This window comes from Kingella negevensis, assembly GCF_030177895.1.
GTDB lineage: Bacteria > Pseudomonadota > Gammaproteobacteria > Burkholderiales > Neisseriaceae > Kingella_C > Kingella_C negevensis.
In genome coordinates, this window is the sequence record NZ_CP123448.1 from 1,792,865 (window position 1) to 1,814,979 (window position 22,115).

Annotated in this window: 26 protein-coding genes; 22 read left to right on the forward strand and 4 right to left on the reverse strand. The window is 46.2% G+C overall.

All coding sequences use genetic code 11. The features are described 5' to 3' along the window. Positions 1-49: 49 nt before the first annotated feature. Positions 50-934, forward strand: a complete 885-nt coding sequence (locus tag QEO93_RS09795) for a metal ABC transporter permease (RefSeq protein ID WP_032137823.1) — start codon at positions 50-52, stop codon at positions 932-934. Between the two features lie 234 nt (positions 935-1,168). On the opposite strand, the gene QEO93_RS09800 is transcribed toward QEO93_RS09795, so the two are convergent. Next, a complete protein-coding gene (locus QEO93_RS09800) occupies positions 1,169-2,137 on the reverse strand; it encodes a tetratricopeptide repeat protein (protein ID WP_032137822.1) in 969 nt (322 codons plus the stop codon). A gap of 117 nt (positions 2,138-2,254) precedes the next feature. Next, the gene (gene rsfS, locus QEO93_RS09805) at positions 2,255-2,638 is read right to left on the reverse strand and encodes a ribosome silencing factor (RefSeq protein WP_032137821.1); all 384 of its coding nucleotides are present in this window, start codon (positions 2,636-2,638) and stop codon (positions 2,255-2,257) included. Between the two features lie 212 nt (positions 2,639-2,850). Between rsfS and QEO93_RS09810 the strand changes: the two genes are divergently transcribed. The 12 genes from QEO93_RS09810 (at position 2,851) to aroG (ending at position 14,708) form a co-directional block, all read left to right on the forward strand. Then, positions 2,851-3,579, forward strand: coding sequence for a formylglycine-generating enzyme family protein (locus QEO93_RS09810; protein WP_372708486.1), 729 nt, complete (start codon positions 2,851-2,853; stop codon positions 3,577-3,579). Positions 3,580-3,718: 139 nt separating this feature from the next. Beyond that, entirely contained in the window at positions 3,719-4,471 is a 753-nt protein-coding gene (locus QEO93_RS09815) for a Nif3-like dinuclear metal center hexameric protein (protein ID WP_032137819.1), read from the forward strand. Between the two features lie 312 nt (positions 4,472-4,783). Next, on the forward strand, positions 4,784-5,368 hold the full coding sequence (gene petA, locus QEO93_RS09820; protein WP_032137855.1) for a ubiquinol-cytochrome c reductase iron-sulfur subunit: 585 nt from the start codon (positions 4,784-4,786) through the stop codon (positions 5,366-5,368). 10 nt (positions 5,369-5,378) lie between these two features. Beyond that, positions 5,379-6,728: a cytochrome b gene (locus QEO93_RS09825; protein ID WP_032137818.1), complete on the forward strand. Its 1,350-nt coding sequence runs from the start codon at positions 5,379-5,381 to the stop codon at positions 6,726-6,728. A 13-nt stretch (positions 6,729-6,741) separates the two neighbouring features. Continuing rightward, positions 6,742-7,515 carry a cytochrome c1 gene (locus QEO93_RS09830; RefSeq protein ID WP_032137817.1) on the forward strand — a complete coding sequence of 258 codons (774 nt, stop codon included), beginning with the start codon at positions 6,742-6,744 and terminating at the stop codon, positions 7,513-7,515. 233 nt (positions 7,516-7,748) lie between these two features. Continuing rightward, a complete protein-coding gene (locus QEO93_RS09835; RefSeq protein WP_085815412.1) occupies positions 7,749-8,354 on the forward strand; it encodes a glutathione S-transferase N-terminal domain-containing protein in 606 nt (201 codons plus the stop codon). A gap of 15 nt (positions 8,355-8,369) precedes the next feature. Further along, positions 8,370-8,765, forward strand: a complete 396-nt coding sequence (locus QEO93_RS09840; RefSeq protein ID WP_032137815.1) for a ClpXP protease specificity-enhancing factor — start codon at positions 8,370-8,372, stop codon at positions 8,763-8,765. Between the two features lie 211 nt (positions 8,766-8,976). Further along, positions 8,977-10,086: an LPS export ABC transporter permease LptF gene (gene lptF, locus QEO93_RS09845; RefSeq protein WP_085815411.1), complete on the forward strand. Its 1,110-nt coding sequence runs from the start codon at positions 8,977-8,979 to the stop codon at positions 10,084-10,086. A 55-nt stretch (positions 10,087-10,141) separates the two neighbouring features. Further along, positions 10,142-10,666 (forward strand): hypothetical protein, encoded by a 525-nt coding sequence (locus QEO93_RS09850; RefSeq protein WP_032137813.1) that lies wholly within the window; start codon positions 10,142-10,144, stop codon positions 10,664-10,666. Positions 10,667-10,683: 17 nt separating this feature from the next. Then, entirely contained in the window at positions 10,684-11,751 is a 1,068-nt protein-coding gene (lptG, locus tag QEO93_RS09855; protein WP_032137812.1) for an LPS export ABC transporter permease LptG, read from the forward strand. 115 nt (positions 11,752-11,866) lie between these two features. Then, a complete protein-coding gene (gene pyk / locus QEO93_RS09860; protein WP_032137811.1) occupies positions 11,867-13,336 on the forward strand; it encodes a pyruvate kinase in 1,470 nt (489 codons plus the stop codon). A gap of 340 nt (positions 13,337-13,676) precedes the next feature. Further along, positions 13,677-14,708, forward strand: coding sequence for a 3-deoxy-7-phosphoheptulonate synthase AroG (aroG, locus tag QEO93_RS09865; RefSeq protein WP_032137810.1), 1,032 nt, complete (start codon positions 13,677-13,679; stop codon positions 14,706-14,708). Between the two features lie 104 nt (positions 14,709-14,812). Here aroG and QEO93_RS09870 read toward each other — a convergent pair whose 3' ends face one another. Further along, the gene (locus QEO93_RS09870) at positions 14,813-15,346 is read right to left on the reverse strand and encodes a hypothetical protein (RefSeq protein ID WP_089152855.1); all 534 of its coding nucleotides are present in this window, start codon (positions 15,344-15,346) and stop codon (positions 14,813-14,815) included. A gap of 209 nt (positions 15,347-15,555) precedes the next feature. Here QEO93_RS09870 and QEO93_RS09875 point away from each other — a divergent pair, with 209 nt between their 5' ends. Further along, positions 15,556-16,590: a S49 family peptidase gene (locus QEO93_RS09875; protein WP_032137809.1), complete on the forward strand. Its 1,035-nt coding sequence runs from the start codon at positions 15,556-15,558 to the stop codon at positions 16,588-16,590. 37 nt (positions 16,591-16,627) lie between these two features. Here QEO93_RS09875 and rlmH read toward each other — a convergent pair whose 3' ends face one another. After that, positions 16,628-17,098, reverse strand: a complete 471-nt coding sequence (gene rlmH, locus QEO93_RS09880) for a 23S rRNA (pseudouridine(1915)-N(3))-methyltransferase RlmH (protein WP_032137808.1) — start codon at positions 17,096-17,098, stop codon at positions 16,628-16,630. A 126-nt stretch (positions 17,099-17,224) separates the two neighbouring features. Between rlmH and QEO93_RS09885 the strand changes: the two genes are divergently transcribed. The 8 genes from QEO93_RS09885 (at position 17,225) to rpsO (ending at position 22,061) form a co-directional block, all read left to right on the forward strand. Then, positions 17,225-18,361 (forward strand): M14 family metallopeptidase, encoded by a 1,137-nt coding sequence (locus QEO93_RS09885; protein WP_032137807.1) that lies wholly within the window; start codon positions 17,225-17,227, stop codon positions 18,359-18,361. A gap of 151 nt (positions 18,362-18,512) precedes the next feature. Further along, positions 18,513-18,755: a hypothetical protein gene (locus QEO93_RS09890; RefSeq protein WP_143445716.1), complete on the forward strand. Its 243-nt coding sequence runs from the start codon at positions 18,513-18,515 to the stop codon at positions 18,753-18,755. Between the two features lie 23 nt (positions 18,756-18,778). After that, positions 18,779-18,880, forward strand: a complete 102-nt coding sequence (locus tag QEO93_RS11755; protein ID WP_431606461.1) for a PD-(D/E)XK nuclease domain-containing protein — start codon at positions 18,779-18,781, stop codon at positions 18,878-18,880. A 141-nt stretch (positions 18,881-19,021) separates the two neighbouring features. Continuing rightward, on the forward strand, positions 19,022-20,254 hold the full coding sequence (ccsA, locus tag QEO93_RS09895) for a cytochrome c biogenesis protein CcsA (protein WP_044250400.1): 1,233 nt from the start codon (positions 19,022-19,024) through the stop codon (positions 20,252-20,254). Between the two features lie 139 nt (positions 20,255-20,393). After that, positions 20,394-20,735 carry a hypothetical protein gene (locus QEO93_RS09900; protein WP_052368832.1) on the forward strand — a complete coding sequence of 114 codons (342 nt, stop codon included), beginning with the start codon at positions 20,394-20,396 and terminating at the stop codon, positions 20,733-20,735. A 24-nt stretch (positions 20,736-20,759) separates the two neighbouring features. Continuing rightward, entirely contained in the window at positions 20,760-20,963 is a 204-nt protein-coding gene (locus tag QEO93_RS09905; RefSeq protein WP_052368829.1) for a hypothetical protein, read from the forward strand. Positions 20,964-21,013: 50 nt separating this feature from the next. Beyond that, positions 21,014-21,649 (forward strand): endonuclease III, encoded by a 636-nt coding sequence (gene nth, locus QEO93_RS09910; RefSeq protein ID WP_032137806.1) that lies wholly within the window; start codon positions 21,014-21,016, stop codon positions 21,647-21,649. 145 nt (positions 21,650-21,794) lie between these two features. Beyond that, positions 21,795-22,061, forward strand: a complete 267-nt coding sequence (rpsO, locus tag QEO93_RS09915) for a 30S ribosomal protein S15 (protein WP_003798626.1) — start codon at positions 21,795-21,797, stop codon at positions 22,059-22,061. Positions 22,062-22,115 lie beyond the last annotated feature (54 nt).

Sequence of the window (22,115 nt, forward strand, 5' to 3'; positions counted from 1 at the left end):
CCTGAAACGGTATAATCCCGTTTTTCGGGCTGCTTTTTTTTTGGATTTTATGCTATACGAATATTTAATCGTCCCATTCACTGAATTTTCTTTTATGCGATACGCGTTGGCGTCTGTCGTGTTTTTGGCTTTGTCTGCTGCGCCTGTGGGTGTGTTTTTGGTGATGCGTCGCATGAGTTTGATTGGCGATGCATTGAGCCATGCGGTTTTGCCAGGGGCGGCGATTGGCTACATGATGGCGGGTTTGAGTTTGCCTGCCATGAGTTTGGGTGGTTTTATTGCTGGCATGTTGATGGCGTTTTTTGCGGGTTTGGTCAGTCGGTTTACAGAATTGAAAGAAGACGCGAATTTTGCGGCGTTTTATTTGAGCAGTTTGGCGATTGGCGTGATTTTGGTGAGCTTGGGCGGTAATAGCGTGGAATTGCTGCATTTGCTATTTGGCTCGGTGTTGGCGGTGGATTTGACTTCGCTGCGCTTAATGGGCGGTGTGGCAAGCCTGACGATTTTGGCGTTGGCGATTATGTTCCGTCCGTTGATGATGGAAAGCATTGACCCGTTGTTTTTGCGTGCGGTTAAAGGGCGCGGCGGCTTGTGGCATATTGCGTTTTTGGTGTTGGTGGTGATGAACTTGGTGGCGGGCTTTCAGGCATTGGGGACGTTGATGTCTGTCGGTTTGATGATGCTGCCTGCGATTTCTGCGCGTTTGTGGGTGAAAAGTATGGGGGCGTTGATGTGGGTGTCGGCGTTGAGTGCGCTGGTGTGCGGTTATGCGGGATTGTTGCTGTCGTATCATCACCCTGCTAATTTGCCCTCTGGCCCGACGATTATTTTATTTTGTGGGGCGTGGTATTTGGTTTCGGTGTTGTTTGGGGCGAATAGTGGGATTTTGGTGAAATTGGTTCGCCGTAAGCATCGAAAAATGAGCGCAGTTTGAAACATTTGCAAAATCCCCATCTTTGGCATTTTTCTTCGCCGCGCTATGCGGACTGATTTTGTTGCCAAATTGAGATTTGGACAAAATCTAGTCTGCGCTGCTCGCAAGCTCAACGTACTTCATGTACGTAGTCTCTTGCTGCGCTGCTATGGCTTTGAAAACTGCTCAAATCTGGGGTTTGTAAAAGTTTCAATTTAAAAAGCAGCCTGAAAACTATTTTTCAGGCTGCTTTTTCTATTTTTTGCGACTGCGTTTCATCTTAAATTCTTCTTTTCCTGATGCCATCATCACGGTAACAATATTTTGTATGGTGTTGCGGACGGCGGCATGGTCTTCATCAAATGTTTCAATGAAAATTTCTAACGATTGGTGCAGCATGTTCAACGTGGTATCAAAGTCGTTTAGCAAATAATGATGATAGGCAAGCCGCGCGAGTATACGCCCGTAATTCACGTGTTCTTTGCCGAATACGCGTGTAATCATGTCGGCGGCTTGGTTGTAAAGTGTTTCGGCTTGCTGATGATTGCCTTGCTCGTCGTATGTGGCGGCGAGTTCAGACAAGGCGACTGCGGTTAGAATGTGGTCGCCTGAACAACGCTGCTGAATTTGGGTGGTGTGTTCTAGAATGGATTGTGCTTCGGCTAGATGACCTTGTCTGCGATAAATGGCGGCGGCATTGGTGTAGGTGAGGGCGGTGTAACGGTATTCCATGCCAAACAGTTTTTCATGCAGGGCGGCGGATTGTTCGTAGTATTCAAGGGCTTTTTCAGGCTGCTCGCTGTAGGTGCTACCTAAATCGTTGAGCAATAGGGCGATTTGTGCGGCGTTTTCAGGCTGCGTGTAGAGTGTTTGCGCTTCTTGGTAAACGGCTTGCGCTTCCGCCAGCTTGCCTTGTTGGCAGTATGTGCCGCCCAGTTGGTGCAATGCGTCTGCCAGTTGGGCGTTGTGTTTACGGGTTTCGTTGTGGCGGCGAATGGTTTGCACGGCTTGTTTGAGCAGGGTTTCGGACGCGCCAAAATCGCCTTTACCTTCGTGCCAGTTGCCGAGATTAACGAGACTTTGGGCGTGTTCTAGGCTGTCTTCGCCAAACGTGTTTTGCGTGTCTTGATACAGTGCGCGCACCAGTGGTTCTGCTTGCGCCAGTTGGCAAGTTTCTATGAGCTCGCGAGCGAGTTCTTGGTGTTGGGTTCGTTCTGATTTCATAGGATTGCCTCTTGTTTTGGGAAAGTTTTTCAGGCTGCAATAGATTATTGTAAGTTTCCATTTGCAGCCTGAAAAGTGTTATCCGCAAAAAAGGCGAACATCTGTTCGCCTGTGTGCTTAATTGTCGGCAGCGTGCCACGGTTTGCTTGCGCCGTTGTGAAACGATGGCTTTTCGCCGCCCCACAATGCTTCGATGTCGTAGAAATCGCGCACGGCTGGGAGCATCACGTGTACCACTAAATCGTCTGCATCAACCAAAGCCCATTCGCCGCTGTCTTGACCTTCGCTGCCCAAAATATTGAAACCTGCTTCTTTCAAATCCACAGCCACATTGTTGGTCAATGCTTTTACTTGGCGAGTGCTGTCGCCGCTGGCAATAATCATGCGCGCAAATAATGAGGTTTTCGCGCTGGTGTCTAATACCACGATATCTTTTGCTTTCACGTCTTCCAAGGCGTTCACGGCAATATCAACCATTTTTTGCAATTCTTGTTCAGTCATAGTGTTCTACTTGAGATAAATGTTTGAAAATGGGCGCGATTATACCGTGTTTTTACACTTTCAGGCTGCGATTAGTGGGAGAAATAGAAAATTTTATGCAATATCAATAGAATGAAATAAATAGGTTTAAATCAGCATTTAAATTGCATATTATTTACCTATCTCACAAAAACGTTAAAGGAACGACTATGAAACCGCTTCACTTTGTTTTGATGATGACTTGTTTTTCAGGCTGCCTGAATGTTGCTTACGCCAGAGACATGGCGAAAATTGAGGCTGGTAGCTATCGCCCGTTGTATCTCAAAAAAGACACGCCGATGATTCCCGTGAAAGCATTTGAGCTAGACAAAACGGCGGTTACTAACGCAGAGTTTGCGAAATTTGTCGATGCAAATCCCGAATGGCAACGCGGCAAAGTGTCGGAGCGCAAAGCGGAAAGCAAATATTTGCAGCAATGGGAAAAACGCGGTAACAGTTTCTCGCCCAAAGCGGCAGACGCGAACAAGCCTGTTACAAACGTTTCATGGTTTGCCGCGAATGCGTATTGCGCCGCGCAAGGCAAACGCTTGCCCACGATTGATGAATGGGAAATTGTGGGACAAGCGTCCGCCACGCAAAAAAATGGCACAGCAGAACCCAATTTCAACCGTTCCATTTTGGATTGGTATGCCAGTGGCGGTCAGCGTAAATTGGAAGATGTGGGCAAAGGCAAACCAAACTTCTGGGGTGTTCACGATATGCACGGCTTGATTTGGGAATGGACGGAAGACTTTAACAGTAGCCTGCTCAGTTCGGGCGTGAGCAGCAATTTGTATTGCGGTTCAGCCTCCGTTAATTCGGTAGACCCGAGCGATTATGTGGCGTTTATGCGCTACGGCATACGAACCAGTTTGAAGCCTTATTTTGTGTTGAATAATTTAGGGTTTAGATGTGCGAAGTGATTTCGCAGTTTAAAAATCGTAGGTTGGGCATTGATGCCCAACATTGGCAGCCTGAAAAATGGCAAACAAAACGCAGCCTGAAACTTTCAGGCTGCGTTTTCATTTATACTTTCGCTTTTTTGAAAACAGGATAAACCACATGATTTCACGTCAAACCTTACTTACTTGGTGCGACCAAACCCTGCAAACCGCGCAATTCAAAGATTACGCACCCAACGGTTTGCAAGTGGAAGGCAAAAACGAGATTCGCAAAATCATCACCGCCGTAACCACCAGCCGCGCCGCGATTGAATTTGCCGCAGAGCAGGGCGCAGATATGCTGCTGGTACATCACGGCATGTTCTGGAAAAGCGAACCCGTTACGATTACAGGCTGGAAAAAGCAACGTATCGCCACGCTACTGAAACACCAAATCAATTTAGTTGGCTATCATTTGCCATTAGACGCACACCCAACGCTGGGCAATAATACGCAATTAGCCGCGCAAATGAGTTGGCAGCCTGAAAATGCGTTTGGCGAACAAAATCTACTGAACATCGGTTCGCTGCCTGAAAACCAACAAACGTTGGCAGATTTAGCCGCGCAACTGAAAACCGTGTTGCAACGCGAACCTGTTGTCGTGGGCAATCTTTCAGGCAGCTTGAAAAAAGTGGCGTGGTGTACGGGTGGCGCACAGGGATTTTTTCAGGCTGCGATTGACGCTGGTGCGGACGTGTTTATCACAGGCGAAATTTCTGAAGCGCAATATCATTTGGCAAACGAAACAGGTGTGGCGTTTGTGAGTGCGGGACATCACGCAACGGAGCGTTATGGCGTGCAAGCGTTGGGCAAGGCGATTGCAGAAGAATTTGGTTTAGATGTGCAATTTTTTGATGAAAGTAATCCTGCGTAATAATTAAGTTGCAGCCTGAAATGCTCCAGCGTAGAGATTTCTTGTGTTTTGGTTATTTTGTAAAGCTCAATAGTCAAAATCAATCTTGCTAAAAACCCCTTGATTTTTTAAATGTTTCAGGCTGTCAATGGATTAATTGCAGCCTGAAAACAAGTTTACAAATACCACAATTCTCAACTATTCTTTGTAAAAACTTTACTTAAATTTAAATAATGCTTTAATTGCCGTAGTGGTTTCAGTTAGAATTACAGAGTTAGATACTATCAACCACTGCGGTGCGCGTATGTGCGCCAAAAAATGGAATACAAACAAATGGATAATAAAGAAATCAATCAAGGACGCCGCCGTTTCCTTGTGCTGGCAACATCGGGCGCAGGCGCGGTTGCTACGGCAGGCGCAGCAGTTCCTTTCGTGGCAAGCTGGTTTCCTTCTGAGAAAGCAAAGGCGGCTGGTGCTTCCGTTGAAGTGGACATCAGCAAAGTAGAAGCAGGGCAATTATTAACGGCTGAATGGCGCGGTAAACCTATTTTTGTGTTGAACCGCACGCCACAGCAAGTCAAAGATTTGGCCACTTTAGACGGCGAATTGGCAGACCCTAAATCTGAAGTTGACCAGCAGCCTGAATACTGCAAAAACCCTACTCGTGCCATTAAAGAAAACATCTGGGTGGCTGTGGGCATTTGTACTCACTTAGGTTGTTCGCCAACGTATCGCCCTGATGTGGGTGCGGCAGACTTGGGTGGCAACTGGAAGGGTGGCTTCTTCTGCCCATGCCACGGTTCTAAATTTGACTTGGCAGGTCGCGTATTCAAAGGCGTGCCAGCACCAACCAATTTAGTCATTCCGCCTTATAAATATGTGAACGACAACGTTGTTCTCATCGGCGAAGACAAATAGGGGATTGAAAATGGCAAACCAAACCAATAACAAAGCAAAAGCATTGTTGGACTGGGTGGACGCTCGTTTCCCCTTGACCAAATTGTGGAACGACCATGTGGGTCAATACTACGCGCCAAAAAACTTTAACTTTTGGTATTTCTTCGGTTCGTTGGCATTGCTGGTACTCGTGATTCAAATCGTGAGCGGTATTTTCTTAACGATGAACTTCAAACCAGATGGCACAATCAACGCGCAAAACTTGCCTGTGGCATTTGCTGCAGTGGAATACATCATGCGCGACGTGTCGGGTGGCTGGATTATCCGCTACATGCACTCAACAGGTGCATCATTCTTCTTCATTACGGTTTATCTGCACATGTTCCGTGGCTTGATTTACGGTTCATACAAAAAACCGCGTGAATTGGTGTGGGTGTTCGGCTCGCTGATTTTCTTGGCATTGATGGCTGAAGCGTTTATGGGCTATTTGTTGCCTTGGGGACAAATGTCGTTCTGGGGTGCGCAAGTGATTATTAACTTGTTCAGTGCAATCCCAGTCATCGGTCCAGATTTGTCTACTTGGATTCGCGGCGACTTTAACGTGTCAGATGCAACCTTAAACCGCTTCTTTGCCTTGCACGTGATTGCCGTGCCTTTGGTGTTGCTTGGCTTAGTGGTGGCTCACTTGATTGCGCTGCATGAAGTTGGCTCAAACAACCCAGACGGTGTGGAAATCAAAAAACTGAAAGACGAAAACGGCATTCCGTTAGACGGCATTCCATTCCACCCTTACTACACCGTGAAAGACATTTTGGGCGTGGTGGTGTTCCTGATTGTGTTCTGCTCCGTGATGTTCTTCAAACCAGACGGTGGCGGTTATTTCTTGGAAGCCCCAAACTTTGACTCAGCTAACCCACTGGTTACGCCAGCGCACATTGCACCAGTTTGGTATTTCACACCGTTTTATGCGATTTTGCGTGCCATTCCATCATTTTTGGGTACACAAGTTTGGGGCGTAATCGGCATGGGCGCAGCGGTTGTATTGATTGCCTTGTTGCCATGGCTTGACCGTGGCGAAGTGAAATCGGTTCGTTATCGTGGTCCAATTTTCAAAACCGCATTGGTATTGTTCATTATCTCATTCATTGGTTTGGGTATTTTGGGCGCGATGGTGGCAACCGATACACGCACTTTGGTAGCGCGAATCTTGTCGATTGTGTATTTCGCATTCTTCTTGGGTATGCCGTTTTACACCAAAATGGACAAAAACTTGCCAGTGCCAGAGCGCGTAACCATGAGTACGCCAAAACAAAAAATCATGTTCTTCGTGTATGTTGCGATTACCGTGATTGGCTCGTATTTGTTTGCAACCATTATCTAAAAGGCAGCCTGAAATGAAAAAAGCATTGAAAAACGTGATTGCTGCCCTGTTGGTAGCAGCACCCATGAGCATGGCAGTGGCTTCAAGCGGCGGACATTATGAACACGCTGAAATCGACCCACGCGACCAAGTGAGTTTGCAACGCGGCGCACAAATTTTTGTGAACAACTGTTTGTCTTGCCATTCGGCAGCCGCTATGCGTTACAACCGTTTGCAAGACATCGGTTTGAGTGAAGACGAAATCAAGAAAAACTTGATGTTCACCACCGATAAAGTGGGCGATGTGATGCAAGCGCACATGTCGCCAGCTGATTCCAAAAAATGGTTTGGTAAAACACCGCCTGATTTAACGCTGATTGCCCGTTCTCGTGGTGCGGATTATATCTATGCTTACTTGCGTGGTTTCTATAAAGACCCAACCACGCCAACTGGCTGGAACAACACCATGTTGCCAAAAGCAGCCATGCCACACGTTTTGTGGGAGCAAGAAGGTGTGAAAGTTGCCAAGTTGGATAAAGACGGCAAAATGGTTTTGAAAGCGGACGGCACGCCTGACTGGACTTGGGAAAGCACAGGCAAACTGACGCGCATGACCAAAGACGGCAAAGTGATTACCAAAGAGTTCGACACTTACGCAAAAGATTTAACCAATTTCATGGCATACATGGCTGAGCCTGCTCAGGTTCAACGCAAACAAATTGGTTATATTGTGTTGATGTTCTTGCTGGCAGTTATGTTGCCATTGGCATATTTCCTAAAAAAAGAATACTGGAAAGATGTTCACTAAATGAAATGCAGCCTGAAAAGTTTTTCAGGCTGCGTTTTTTTTGTGTGTAGGTCAGATACTTGTATCCGACAATTTTTCACTTTCAGGCTGCTTTCATATTATAAACAAATACTTACAGCGTTTCTGTGGAAAAGTATCGCCAAATTTGCTATAATTTGCTTTATTTTCAATAATCTTTCAGGCTGCATAAAAATTAGGCAGCCTGAAAACATAAGTAAGAGAGACTGAAAACCATGATGACATTGTACTCAGGTATTACCTGCCCATTCAGCCACCGTTGTCGCTTCGTCCTGTTTGAAAAAGGCATGGATTTTGAAATCAAAGACATCGATATTTTCAACAAACCCGAGGATTTAGCCATTATGAACCCATACAACCAAGTACCCGTTTTGGTAGAACGCGACTTGGTTTTGTATGAATCAAACATCATCAACGAATACATTGACGAGCGTTTTCCACACCCGCAACTGATGCCAGCAGACCCCGTACAACGCGGACGCGGACGCTTGGTGTTGCACCGCTTAGAAAAAGAATTGTTTGTTCACGTTCAAACATTGGAAAACGTCGCCGCAACCAGTAAAGAACAAGCCAAAGCGCGTGAAGCCATCACACAAGGCTTAACCATGATTGCCCCAGCGTATGCCAAAAACAAATACGTTTTGGGCGATGATTTCTCAATGATTGACGTAGCACTTGCCCCATTATTGTGGCGTTTAGACCATTACGACATCAAATTAGGCAAAGCCGCAGCCCCATTGTTGAAATCAGCAGAACGCATTTTCCAACGCCAAGCGTTTATTGACGCATTAACGCCAGCCGAAAAAGCCATGCGTAAATAATTGGCAGCCTGAAAAATGACGATGACTTCTACCAAACCCTATTTAATTCGCGCCCTGTATGAATGGTGCTTGGATAACAACACCACGCCATACATCGCCGTTTGGGTAAACGAACATACACGTGTCCCAGCGCAATATGTGCAAGACAATCAAATCGTGTTGAGCATCAGCCAAACTGCCACCAAAGATTTGTTAATCGACAATGAATGGATTACGTTCCATGCACGATTTGGTGGCGTTGCACAAGAATTGATGATTCCTGTTGGACACGTGATGAGCATTTTCGCCAAAGAAACAGGCGAGGGCATGGGCTTTGAAGTGAGCGAATGGCAGCCTGAAAACAGTGCAGAGCCACAAACCACACAAGACACCGAAGCACCGAAGAAAAAAGTGCTGAAGCTCGTGAAATAACAAAAATCCCTAAACTGAAAAGTTTGGGGATTTTTTTCAGGCTGAAACCTTTGCAAAACTTGCGTAAGGTGGGATTTATCCCACCAAAGAAACCAAAAAATATCAGCTAACCTCATTTTCAGGCTGCATTTTGAAAATAATTATTTGCTCAAAAGCAGCCTGAAACCATTTCTGCTAAAATCCGCTTTCGCAAAAACACACAAAGTCACCCATGAATTACCGCAAGCAATTTGTCAAAGAAACCACACTTTCCGCCGCCGCCATTTTTTTGGTGGTACTCGCCATCCTTGTGTTCACGCAAGGGATTAACTTGCTCGGACGTGCAGCCGATGGTCGCGTGGCAACGGAAGCAGTTACCGCGCTGATTGGCTTTTGGACGGTGGGCATGACACCGCTTTTGGTGGTTTTAACCGCATACATCAGCATTTTGTCGGTGCTGACGCGATATTGGCGCGATAGCGAAATGGCGATTTGGCTTTCTAGCGGTTTGGGGTTGAAAAAATGGATTCGCCCCGTGCTATCGTTTGCCGTGCCATTGGCGATTTTGGTCGCCGTTATGCAAATGTATGTTTTGCCGTGGGCAGAATACCGTAGCCGTGAATACGCGGAAATTTTGAAGCAAAAACAAAATTTGTCGCTGGTGGAAGAAGGCAAGTTTACCGAGTTGGGCAAAAAAGACGGTCGCATGTATTTCGTGGAAACGTTTGACACGGAACAGGGCGAGATGAAAAACCTGTTTATCCGCGATGAGGACGAAACAGGGCGTGATAGCGTGGTGTTCGCCCAGCACGGGCATTTTGATGTAAGCGACAATCAGCGTAAATTGGTATTGGAACAGGGCTACCGTTACAGCGGCGTGGCTGGGCGCGGCGATTTCGACCAAGTGTCGTTTGAAAAACTGAATTTGGTGATTAATACCACGCCGAAAATTGTGAACCCGATTGATCATCGCCGCACGGTGCCAACGCTGAAACTGTTTGGCAGCAGCAATCCTGAATATCAGGGTGAATTGATGTGGCGATTGTCGTTGCCGATTACGGTGGTTTTACTGAGCTTGCTCGCCATTCCGATTTCGTATTTCAATCCGCGTTCGGGCAGTTCGTATAACGTGCTGACGGCAGTAGGCTTTTTCCTGCTGTACCAAAATGGTTTGACGGTGCTGCGTAACGCTGTGGAAGACGGCAAAATCAATTTTTGGGTGGGCTTTTTGCCGATGCATATTTTGATTGCGCTGAGTGTGTATGTGTTGATGAAAATGCGTTCAATGCCTGCGAAACCGTTTTGGACGGGATTGAAAGAAATGTTTTTACCGAATAAATAAATAGAACTTTTCAGGCTGCCATAATGCAGCCTGAAAAACTGGAATTTAGAGAAAAATGAAAAAATTATCTGTATTGCTAACCATGTTGCTCTGCGCAGCGTGTTCACAAGAAAAATCTGAAACTCCTGCTGCCAGCGCACCTGTCGCCGCGTCCGCCGAAGCAAAAGCACCGCTTGTGCTGACTGTGCAAGACGAAGCTCAAAAACTGTATGACTTAATGGCAAAATTTGACCGCGAAGAAGACGAGCAGCCTGAAATCCCTGAAGATGTCAGCGATGCTTCTGCCGCGCAAATGGTAAACGGACAAGTGAAATTGTTGCGCCAACACGTCGCAGAGTTGAAAAAACTGAATTTGCTCAATCAACCGATTATTGATGTGAGCGAGAAACTGATTAAGGCGTATGAAGTGGACGCGAAAATCGCGGAAGAAAACGCGGCGTTTATCGCTAACCCAGAAGCCGCTTTAGCCGAATCTGATTTGCCTGATGTGGACACCGAGCAAATGATTAACGATGCACGTAACGAATTGGTGCAAATGTTGCCAGTTGGGGCTTCTGAGCCTGCTTCTGCGCCGCAATAATTTCAGGTAGCCTGAAAATGAAATTATTGACTCGTTATTTAATTGTGCGCCTGAGCGTAATGTCGGGCTATGCTTTGCTGGCGATTTTGGCTTTGTATAGTTTTATTGATTTACTGAGCGAAATCACCCATGTGGGCGTAGGCGTTTACAACGGTTGGGACGCGACTAAATACATCTTAATGCAAATGCCAGCACGTGCTTATCAGTTGATGCCTTTAGCGACGTTGATTGGCGGCTTGATTGCCCTGAGCCAATTGTCGTCCAACAGCGAATTGGCGGTGATTAAAACCAGCGGTTTGAGTACGCGAAACATCATTATGATTATCGTGAAATTCAGTGCGATTTTTGCCGTGATTACTGTGTTGCTGGGCGAATGGATTGCACCTGAATTGAATCGTCGCGCTGAAATGATGCGTACCAGCCAACGCGCCAGCGGTGCTTCTGTCACGTATGACGGACTGTGGATAAAGCAGCCTGAAAGCATGGTGAGCGTCGCCGCCATGTTGCCCGACCACACTTTAACGGGCATTAAAATTTGGCGATACAATCAGCAATATCAACTGGTTGAAGCCGTTACCGCAGAAAAAGCGACTATCACGAACGGCAAATGGACGCTGAAAAACGTGCAAAGCAGCACATTTGCAGACAACCGCGTTTATCCCAAAGCAGAAGCTGAACGTGAATGGCAAACCAATGTCAGCAATAATTTGTTAGACATTTTGCTGGTGCAGCCTGAACAAATGTCATTTAGCGCATTAACTAAATACATCAATTACTTAAAAAGTAATCAGCAGCAAACGCTGGCGTATGACGTGGCGTGGTGGAACAAATTGGTTTACCCAATTGCGACCATGGTGATGGCGTTGGTGGCGTTGGCGTTTACGCCTAATTCTGGTCGCCACAGCAATATGGGTTTGAAATTGTTTGGCGGCATTTGCTTGGGGTTGCTGTTTTTCTTTTCGGGCAGACTGTTTGGCTTTACCGCGCAGCTTTATGGTGTGCCAGCTTCTATCGCCGCGATTTTACCAACTGCCGCGTTTGCTTTGTGGGCAGGATATTTAATCCACAAGCAAGAAGCGCGATAGAATTTAGCTTGCTATAAATCAAATAGCAGCCTGAAAAATAAGAAATTTTAGTAGAACAAACCTAAATTTTGTTATAATCCTACATCGTAACTCAACCTTTTCAAGGATAGAAAAAATGACTATGCAACGTGATTTAACACGCATTCGCCACAACACTAAAATTGTGGCAACTTTAGGCCCAGGCAGCAACAACGTAGATTTGTTGCGCGATATGATTACCATCGGCGGCTTGCACGTGGTTCGTTTCAACTTCAGCCACGGCACACCAGAATTTCACGAAGGCAACGCACAAATCGTTCGTGAAGCAGCGCGTCAAGCAGGCATTGAAGTGGCTATTATGGCAGACTTGCAAGGCCCTAAAATCCGCGTGTCTAAATTAGAAAATGGCAGCGTGGACATTGCTGCTGGTGAATCTGTGTTGTTTGACGCTGCTTTAGAAGGCGAAGGCAACCGCGAACGCATCGGCTTGGATTACCGTGAATTGCCAAACGATGTGAAACCAGGTGATGTATTGTTGCTGGACGATGGTTTGCTGACCGTAACTGTAGAAAAAGTTTCAGGCAGTGAAATCCACACCATCGCAAACAACAGCCACAAATTGAAATCAAACAAAGGTATTAACAAACAAGGCGGCGGTTTGTCTGCTGGCGCGTTCACCGAAAAAGATTTCCGCGATTTGAAAACTGCCGTGAAAATCGGTTGCGATTACTTAGCTGTTTCTTTCGTGAAAAACGCGGAAGACATGAACATCGCTCGCCGTGCGGTTGCAGAAGAATGCGAAAAATTGGGTTTGACCATTCAACCAGGTTTGGTGTCAAAAATCGAACGCATTGAAGCGATTGAAAACTTGGACGAAATCATTTTGGCTTCAGACGGTATCATGGTTGCGCGCGGCGACTTGGCGGTTGAAGTGGGCAATGCAGCCGTTCCAGCATTGCAAAAACGCATGATTAAACGCGCACGCGAATTGCGTCGTTTTAGCATTACAGCCACTCAAATGATGGAAAGCATGATTACCAACCCAGTGCCAACTCGCGCCGAAGTGAGCGACGTTGCCAACGCAGTGTTGGACGGTACTGATGCGGTGATGTGTTCTGCTGAAACTGCTGTGGGTGCGTATCCATTTGAAACCGTGCGCCAAATGTCTTTGATTTGCGCAGCGGCTGAAAAAGAACAAGATTCTTTGGTTGGCGTTGATGAAAGCGCAGTAGCAACCAACGGCGAAACGCCTCACGCGATTGCCAGCTCTGCGGTTCACGTGGCAAAACAAATCAATGCTAAAGCGATTGTGGCATTGACTGAAAGCGGTAACGCAGCGTTCCACGTTAGCCGTTACGGTATTTTGGTGCCAATTTACGCATTGACTCCTAGCACACAAGCACAACGCCGTATGGCAATGTATCGCGGTGTTCGTCCAATCAAATTGGAAACCAGCACTGAACACAACCAAGCGTTGCGCGAAGCAGAAGCATCTTTGGTGAACTTGGGCGTGTTGCAATCTCGCGACCAATATGTGATTACTTGCGGTTCTCGTATGCGCGAAACTGGCGGTACTGACTCATTGCAAGTGGCTACAGTTGCTTAAGATAGTTGATTAAAATATCAATGATACTGCGTTGCCAACAACCTTATGTGCCACGCGCACACGGCGAGCGTTGTCGCCTTGTCTCATTTTCATTTTAACCAACTATAAACAAACCATAAAATGCAGCCTGAAAAATAGCTTTCAGGCTGCATTTTTGTATTTTCATCTGCACAATAAAATTTCAAAGAAACAAAATAAAACAGAAAAAATATAAGAAAAATTGAAAAAATTGTAAAATAATAAAATTAAATTTCAAAATTCAGCCTGAAAGAGTTGTCATGGGTGCACAAAACCATTATTCTTAACACTTCTTAATAATACACAACAAGAAAGCACAACCATGAAAACAGATGACGTACGCATTCACGCCGTAACCGAATTATTGCCTCCAATCGCCCATTTATACGAATTGCCGATTAGCGAACAAGCCTCAGAATTGGTGTATAACACACGCCGCCAAATCGCCGACTTAGTGAGTGGCAAAGATAATCGTCTGTTAGTTATCATTGGTCCGTGCTCAATCCACGACCCCAAAGCCGCGATGGAATACGCACAACGCCTGCTGCCATTGCGCAAAAAATACGAAAAAGAATTACTGATTGTGATGCGCGTGTATTTTGAAAAACCACGCACCACAGTTGGCTGGAAAGGCTTGATTAACGACCCTCATTTGGATGGTAGCTTTGACATCAACTTTGGTTTGCGCCAAGCGCGTAAATTGCTGCTGGATTTGAACAACATGGGCATGCCAGCATCAACAGAATTTTTGGACATGATTACGCCACAATATTACGCCGACTTGATTTCATGGGGCGCAATCGGTGCGCGTACCACGGAAAGCCAAGTGCACCGCGAATTATCAAGCGGCTTGTCTTGCCCAGTCGGTTTCAAAAACGGCACGGACGGTAATCTGAAAATTGCGATTGACGCGATTGGCGCGGCTTCACATCCACACCATTTCTTGTCTGTAACCAAATCGGGGCATTCAGCGATTGTTCACACGACGGGCAACCCTGATTGCCACGTGATTTTGCGCGGCGGCAAAGAGCCAAACTACAGCGCAGAGCATGTTCAGGCTGCGGTTGAACAATTGAACAAAGCGGGTGTTACGCCAAAATTGATGGTGGATTTCAGCCATGCAAATAGCTGCAAAGACTACAAACGTCAAATGGAAGTGGCGCAAGATGTGGTAGCGCAAATCAAAAATGGCGAGCAAAACATTATGGGCGTGATGGTGGAAAGCCACTTGGTTGAAGGTCGCCAAGACAAGCCTGAAGTATATGGTCAAAGTATCACAGATGCTTGCATTGGTTGGGATACAACTGAAGAGATGTTGGCATTGTTGGCAGAAGCAAATAAAGTGCGTGTGTAACGCAGCCTGAAATATTTGCAAAAACCGTCATTTGGTAGGGACAGGGTTTATCCCTGTCCTTTTTCATGTTTCAGAAAAATTAAAATTTTCAGGCTGCATTTTGTTTACTGATTATCCATTGGCGAAGACAGCGCAGGAATATTGCTCACATATTTGCGGTGATACAACCGATGTTGCCCACGCCAAAGCAATGCAGCCTGAAAAACCAAATAAGGCTGACACGCCGCCACCACAAGCGAACGCGGCTGGTTGAGCGCAATCGTCAAACGCCCATGCGCGATAAAATCAAATAACGCCCAGCCCCAAAGCCACACCGCAGGCATCGCAAACGCCAGCACCGCCAAAACAGAACACGCACGCGTTAAAGTAGGTGCGAGCCGCATACCTTCATCGCTCAATCGTTTCATTTTAAGCATCGCAAAAATGGCAGACAGCACAATCAACACCATGCCGCCGTTAATAATCACCTGAATCCAGTCAAACGCAAATTCAGGCGTGATTTGCAAACCATCGCTGGCTCGCGGCGAAGTAACAGGGGAGAGCGCAAATTTCACGGTTTCCGCCATGTTCAAAAGCAAATCTGCCACGATAATCCATACAGGAATCAGAGTAAATTGACGTTTCCAATCGATATTCATTTTTCAGGCTGCATAATAAAAAAACGCATTCTAGCACCTGTATAGTTAATGCACTTATCTTTTAATACTGTGTTGCCAACGCCCTTATGTACTACTCGTACACGGCGAGCGTTGTCGCCTTGTCTTAAAAAAATAATTGCATCAACTATACAGGCAGCCTGAAACGTCATTAAAATAGCCGTTTTGATACACATACAAAGGATACAACAATGACTTATCGCATTCGTCGATCCAATAGCGGCGGCGACAATTCCTCGCCGATCGAGCCGCGTTCCACAAATATGCAAACCATTGAAGACGAACGCTGGGCGCAACGCACTTTGCGCGAAGTGTTAATGCAAGCCTACGAAGAACAACGTCGCACACGCTTTTGGCGCAACATTTGGCGTGGCGTGTGGGTTGTGCTGTTTTTGATGTTTGTTGCTGCGCTCAAAACAGGTGGCAAAGACAGCAGCAATCGAGCCAACAGCATGGCAGCGTTGGGCAAAGAACACACCGCCGTTGTGCGTTTGGAAGGCGAAATCGGCGGCGAAAATGATCAAGTTGCCGTATTGCGCAAAGGCATGGAAGCTGCATACAAAAACAGCAAAGCCAAAGCCATTATTATTCACGCCAACAGCCCAGGTGGCTCACCCGTTGTTTCCAATATTGCTTTTGCCGAAATTCGCCGCATGAAATCGCAGCACGTTGATATTCCGATTTACGTGGTTACGCAAGATATGTGCGCTTCAGGCTGCTATTACATCGCCGCTGCCGCCGACAAAATTTATGCCGACCCGTCTAGCTTAGTCGGCAGCATTGGCGTGATTGGCAGCAGCTTTGACGCAACAGGCTTAATGGACAAACTGGGCGTAAAACGCCGCGTGCGCATTGCAGGCAACAACAAAGGCATGGGCGACCCGTTCACCGCCGAAACACCTGAGCAAGCCGCTATCTGGCAACAAATGTTGGCGCAAATTCACGATGAATTTATCAAAGCTGTGCGCGAAGGTCGCGGCAAAAAATTGCAAGAGGGCGCGTATCCTGATTTATTTAGCGGACGCGTGTTCACAGGCATTGAAGCGAAAAAAGCGGGCTTGATTGACGAATTTGGCAATGTGTACAGCGTGGCGCGTGATGTGGTGAAAGCCCCAGAATTGGTGGATTATACGCCTGAAGATGATGATTTTGCGAAGTTGATGAACCGTTATTTTGGGGCAAAAGCAGAAGCGAAATTGTCTGAATTAGTGAATAAAGTTTGGTAAACAAAAAGCAGCCTGAAAAGTTTTCAGGCTGCTTTTTTTATTCACGATGATAGGGGTGATTGTGCAAAATCGAGACCGCGCGATAAAGCTGCTCCGTCAGCAACACGCGCACCATGCCATGCGGCAAAGTTAAGCTGGACAATCGCATCATCAACCGCGCTTTTTGCTTGATTGTGTCCGTCATGCCGTCTGCACCGCCGATGATAAAGCAAACGTGTTCACCATTTTGCTGCCATTGGCGCATATGTTCCGCCAACTCCATAGAAGTGGGGGCTTTGCCACGCTCGTCTAACGCGACAACCAGCGCATTTTCAGGCAGCGCATCTAAAATGCGTTTTTCTTCTGCCAACATGCCTTGCGTTGCGTTCACACCTGCACCGCGCTTTTCAGGTTTCACTTCTTTAAGCGTATAATTCACATCGCGTCCAAATCGCTTGGCGTATTCTGCCACCGCTTCATCAACCCATTTTGGCATTTTTGTGCCAACCGCTAAAACAGTAATATTCATCTGATTCCTTTTTCAGGCTGCATTCAATAATCGCTTATTTTACAACACCGTTACAAAAAGCCAAACGCAGCCTGAAAGTCAGTATAATAAAGCTATTCCGTAAAGAAATGAAAACAGGAACTCCACATGAAAATCAGCACCCAATTTGACGCAGGCGCAGTCATCGTCCGCGATTTAAGCAACCCCGAACACATCCGCCTAGCCCTGCGCCCAGACAACGCTTCCGAATTTAAACAATGGTTTTATTTCAGGCTGCAAGGCGCAGCGTACACCAACTGCGTGATGCACTTTGAAGACGCACACGAATCCGCCTATCCCGAAGGTTGGGATGGTTATCAAGCCGTTGCATCATACGACCGCCAAAACTGGTTTCGCGTGCCAACCGCCTACGAAAATGGCGAACTTATCATCACGCACACACCGCTCGCCAACAGCATTTATTACGCCTACTTTGAACCATTTTCCAGCGAACAACATTTGAATTTGCTTGGTGAAGCACAAGGCAGCGGTTTGTGCCAAATTGACGATTTGGGCAGCACCATTCAAGGGCGCGACATCAATTTGCTGACCATCGGCAACCAAGTCGATAGCGACTTAAAAATTTGGGTCATCGCTCGCCAACACCCTGGCGAAACCATGGCAGAATGGTTTATGGAAGGTTTCCTGTCGCGCTTGCTTGACCATCAAGACCCAACTGCACGCGCCTTATTAGACAAAGCCACGTTTTACGTTGTGCCAAACATGAACCCAGACGGCTCATCATTGGGCAACTTACGCACCAATGCAGCAGGCGCAAATCTGAACCGCGAATGGCAAACACCAAGCGTAGAGCGCAGCCCAGAAGTGTATTACGTCCGCGAAAAAATGCACGAAATCGGTGTGGATATGTTTTTAGACATTCACGGCGATGAGTCGATTCCCTATATTTTTGTGTCAGGCACAGAAGGCGTGCCAAGCTACAATTCACGCATTGCCGAACTGGAAACGCTGTTCAAAAACGCTTTTCAGGCTGCATCGCCCGATTTCCAAGATGTACACGGTTACGAAAAAGACCACTTCGGCGAAGCCAATATGACGCTGGCAACGAATTACGTTGGCGATACGTTCAAATGCTTGGCGTACACCCTAGAAATGCCGTTTAAAGACAATGATAATTTGCCTGATGACGACTTCGGTTGGAACGGACAACGCTCGCTGCGCTTGGGCGAAAGCATTTTGAGTGCGGTGTTGGCGGTGGCGAATGAGTTGTATGTAGAAGAATAAATTTCAGGCTGCCTGAAACATCGTAGGTCGGATACTTGTATCCGACTTTGTGCTGAAATAAATGTTATGAATAAAAAAAGAACTAATTGAATTAATAGAAGAAAAAATTAAATTTGCTGATGAAAATTTACTTTCTTATAAAGAAAACAATTTGGCTTTCAAACAATGGCACAGAAGCACAACCGTTTTAATAGAGAAATGTATTGGCAAAGAAGAAGCAAATGATTTCTCATCAATAAGTTATTATAGCCATGTCTTTGGATCCGATAACGATGAATATTACAATCAACAAGTATATTTAAACGGCATAAAGTCAAAAATAGCGTGTCTCAAATCTATTATCGAACAAGTTCAACTATTCTATAAAGATACAACTGAAGTTTCTAAAAAATAGATAATATAGCAATATTAGAAAATATCTTTTCAAAATTTCATTCAGTTGCAAGACAATTATCAAGAAGATATTCAGATAGAGATACATTAACCATCAATGATGAATACGATGTTCAAGATTTATGACCCAGATGGAAAAATTCGTAATCCAATTGGGTTGGAAAATGATTTGAATAAACAAGGAAGTGATAGTTTCCCTGTTAAAACTTATATATTCCCAAAATAACTTTTCAGGCTGCCTGAAAAACAATAAACAAAGGTTAAATCATGCAGGAACACACAAACTCAACAACAAAGCAGCCTGAAAACATCAGCCTGCCACAACACGAGTTACTCCAAGAAAAATCCTTTTTCAAAACCCTCAAAATCACAGACTGGCTATTTGCCGCCATGATTGCCACGATTGCGGTGCTTATCCAAATCAAACTCCCTCACAAAATGGACGGTTACGAAACCGCAATTTTGTGGACAAGCGCACTGATTGCCATCGGTTTGGGTTGGTTTTTCAAACCCATGCGCCAGTTTATTGTTGGCGGCGTGGTGGTGGGTTACATGGCGGTGGGCTTGTATGACGGCAACATCACCAACAGCAACGAAACGAACGGCAAATTTTTGCTGCGCTATTTATTGAGCAGCCAATCGGCGATTATGTGGCAATGCGCACTGACGGTGTTTGCGTTTGTGTCATATTTGATTGGCACGTTATCGGCGTGGCAGCAGCAGAAAAAGCAGCCTGAAAACCCTGTCCAAACCAATATGCTGCTGAAAATCGGCAGCGATTTGGGTTGGTCTGCGGCGTTTATGGGCTTTGTGGGCTTGTTGGTGCGTTGGCACGAAAGCTATTTACTGCGCCCTGACGCGGGACATATTCCTGTATCCAATCTGTATGAAGTCTTTATTTTGTTTATGGTGATTACAGGTTTGATGTATTTGTACTATGAACGCAAGTTTGCCATGCAGAAATTGGGCGCGTTTGTGTATGCGCTGTTGTGCGTGTTGGTGGGATTTGTGTTGTGGTACAGCATGAGCCGCGGAGCGCATGAAATTCAGCCGTTGATTCCTGCGCTGCAATCGTGGTGGATGAAAATTCATGTGCCTGCGAACTTTATTGGCTACGGCGCGTTTTGTATGGCGGCGGCATTTGGCGCAGCGGAATTGCTCGCGTTGCGCGGCAGCAAGTTTTTCCCAGATGCGGCGCAAATTGAAGAAGCGATGTATAAAGCGATTGCAGTCGGTTTTCTGTTTTTCACAATCGCGACGATTTTGGGGGCGCTTTGGGCGGCGGACGCTTGGGGCAGATATTGGAGTTGGGACCCGAAAGAAACGTGGGCGTTTATTGTGTGGCTGAATTATGCGATTTGGTTGCACATGCGTTTGGTGGCTGGCTGGCGCGGTAAAGTGTTGGCTTGGTGGGCGGTGATTGGTTTGTTTATCACGGCATTTGCGTTTGTGGGCGTAAATATGTTTTTGACAGGGCTGCATTCTTACGGCAGCTTGTAATCAAAAAGCAGCCTGAAAAGTGGTTTTCAGGCTGCTTTTTGTATGCTTTAATCACAAGCTATCAGGAGGTAAATATGAAACTAAATCTTTAATCGCCGCACTTGCCGCGCTATCTCTGCTCAACGGGTGCCCCGCTTTGATGTGGGCAGAAAACCCAGCATTCTCTACAAGATACAGTTTCCAAGACGCAGGCACGGACAATGTTCGCGCATTTGGCGTAACACAAAAAGCCACATCACAGCTTAAAGTAGGACGCATGATTATGATGGGCGACAAATATTGGTATGCTTTGCACAAAGGCGATAGCGATACCTTGTTGCCTGTGATGAACGCGAAATTATCGCAGCATTATCAAATATTTGATAACATCAACCAACAAGAATTAACCGCCATGCCTGTTAAAATTTTCGATAAAGGTAAGCATTTTTACACAGACTTCTGCTTGCGTTACACTAATCCGACCGCGCAAGAATTGGTGTAACTCACCGAGCTGAAGTTTGGCAAAATGGAACAGCAGCCTGAAACGTATCGCTTTGAACAAGCCGTACCTGTGAAATTGACCGCCGCCATCGTTACACGCAAAACCAACGGTGGTACTTTGGCAATGAAAATCATCGGCACACCATTTGCGCTGGCTGCGGACGCAGTCGGCACAGTGGTTGCGCTGCCATTTGTGGCGTTGATTGGCATAGGCATTGCAACCCAATAATCACTAAACTCAGCCTGAAACATTATTTTCAGGCTGCCTGAAAAAATAAAATGAACAAACAAATCCGCACCGAAATTTTCACGCGTTTACGCGAACAAAATCCACACCCCACCACCGAACTCGAATTTTCCAGCCCGTTTGAATTGCTGATTGCCGTGCTGCTGTCCGCGCAAGCTACTGATAAAAGCGTGAACAAAGTAACCACCAAACTCTTCCCAGTCGCCAACACACCGCAAGCCTTGCTAGACTTGGGTTTAGAAGAAATCATGGCATACACTCAATCTATCGGTTTATACAAAACCAAATCCAAGCATATCATCGAAACCTGCCAAACCCTGCTCGCCAAACACAACGGCGAAGTGCCGCAAACACGCGAAGAGCTAGAAGCCCTGTCAGGCGTGGGACGAAAAACCGCTAATGTTGTGCTGAATACCGCATTTGGTCAGCCCGTTATGGCGGTGGATACCCACATTTTTCGCGTTGCCAACCGCACAGGGATTGCGCGTGGCAAAAACGTCCGCGAAGTGGAAGACAAACTGATGAAGCACATTCCCAAAGAATTTTTGATGGACGCACATCATTGGCTCATTTTGCACGGACGCTATACCTGCAAAGCCCTGAAACCGCAATGCCAAACCTGTCTCATCAACGACTTATGCGAATACGGCGGCAAAACCACGCTATAAAAATTTCAGCATTTCTGCCGAATTTATGGCATAATGCGCGCTCGTTTACTTCGGTAAACGATTTTTTCGGAGTTTACTGGCTGGTGGCGTGTTGCTGCTCGGTAAACTTGTCGCCGCAAGGCATTTTTATTTTTAGGATAAACAAATGTTAACAGTAGAACAAAAAGCGCAAATCGTTAAAGATTTCCAACGTAAAGAAGGCGATACTGGCTCTTCAGAAGTACAAATCGCATTATTGACTTTCCGTATCAATGATTTGACTCCTCACTTCAAAGCAAACCCAAAAGACAAACACAGCCGTCGTGGTTTGTTGAAAATGGTGAGCGCACGTCGTCGTTTGTTGGCTTACTTGCGCCGCACAGACGCTGACACTTACCGCAACGTGATTACACGTTTAGGTTTGCGTAAATAATCGCACAAAATATCAAAGCTGCCTGAATTTCAGGCAGCTTTTGATTTTTTCAGG

Coding starts and splice junctions, on each gene's coding strand:
- QEO93_RS09905 (WP_052368829.1), top strand. CDS start 20,760: ATGGAACAGCAGCCTGAAACGTATCGCTTTGAACAAGCCGTACCTGTG.
- QEO93_RS09795 (WP_032137823.1), top strand. CDS start 50: ATGCTATACGAATATTTAATCGTCCCATTCACTGAATTTTCTTTTATG.
- lptF (WP_085815411.1), top strand. CDS start 8,977: ATGAATTACCGCAAGCAATTTGTCAAAGAAACCACACTTTCCGCCGCC.
- QEO93_RS09800 (WP_032137822.1), bottom strand. CDS start 2,137: ATGAAATCAGAACGAACCCAACACCAAGAACTCGCTCGCGAGCTCATA.
- aroG (WP_032137810.1), top strand. CDS start 13,677: ATGAAAACAGATGACGTACGCATTCACGCCGTAACCGAATTATTGCCT.
- nth (WP_032137806.1), top strand. CDS start 21,014: ATGAACAAACAAATCCGCACCGAAATTTTCACGCGTTTACGCGAACAA.
- petA (WP_032137855.1), top strand. CDS start 4,784: ATGGATAATAAAGAAATCAATCAAGGACGCCGCCGTTTCCTTGTGCTG.
- QEO93_RS09875 (WP_032137809.1), top strand. CDS start 15,556: ATGACTTATCGCATTCGTCGATCCAATAGCGGCGGCGACAATTCCTCG.
- QEO93_RS09810 (WP_372708486.1), top strand. CDS start 2,851: ATGATGACTTGTTTTTCAGGCTGCCTGAATGTTGCTTACGCCAGAGAC.
- QEO93_RS09900 (WP_052368832.1), top strand. CDS start 20,394: ATGTGGGCAGAAAACCCAGCATTCTCTACAAGATACAGTTTCCAAGAC.
- QEO93_RS09835 (WP_085815412.1), top strand. CDS start 7,749: ATGATGACATTGTACTCAGGTATTACCTGCCCATTCAGCCACCGTTGT.
- QEO93_RS09825 (WP_032137818.1), top strand. CDS start 5,379: ATGGCAAACCAAACCAATAACAAAGCAAAAGCATTGTTGGACTGGGTG.
- rpsO (WP_003798626.1), top strand. CDS start 21,795: ATGTTAACAGTAGAACAAAAAGCGCAAATCGTTAAAGATTTCCAACGT.
- ccsA (WP_044250400.1), top strand. CDS start 19,022: ATGCAGGAACACACAAACTCAACAACAAAGCAGCCTGAAAACATCAGC.
- QEO93_RS09840 (WP_032137815.1), top strand. CDS start 8,370: ATGACGATGACTTCTACCAAACCCTATTTAATTCGCGCCCTGTATGAA.
- QEO93_RS09815 (WP_032137819.1), top strand. CDS start 3,719: ATGATTTCACGTCAAACCTTACTTACTTGGTGCGACCAAACCCTGCAA.
- pyk (WP_032137811.1), top strand. CDS start 11,867: ATGACTATGCAACGTGATTTAACACGCATTCGCCACAACACTAAAATT.
- lptG (WP_032137812.1), top strand. CDS start 10,684: ATGAAATTATTGACTCGTTATTTAATTGTGCGCCTGAGCGTAATGTCG.
- rsfS (WP_032137821.1), bottom strand. CDS start 2,638: ATGACTGAACAAGAATTGCAAAAAATGGTTGATATTGCCGTGAACGCC.
- QEO93_RS09830 (WP_032137817.1), top strand. CDS start 6,742: ATGAAAAAAGCATTGAAAAACGTGATTGCTGCCCTGTTGGTAGCAGCA.
- QEO93_RS09870 (WP_089152855.1), bottom strand. CDS start 15,346: ATGAATATCGATTGGAAACGTCAATTTACTCTGATTCCTGTATGGATT.
- QEO93_RS09885 (WP_032137807.1), top strand. CDS start 17,225: ATGAAAATCAGCACCCAATTTGACGCAGGCGCAGTCATCGTCCGCGAT.
- rlmH (WP_032137808.1), bottom strand. CDS start 17,098: ATGAATATTACTGTTTTAGCGGTTGGCACAAAAATGCCAAAATGGGTT.
- QEO93_RS09850 (WP_032137813.1), top strand. CDS start 10,142: ATGAAAAAATTATCTGTATTGCTAACCATGTTGCTCTGCGCAGCGTGT.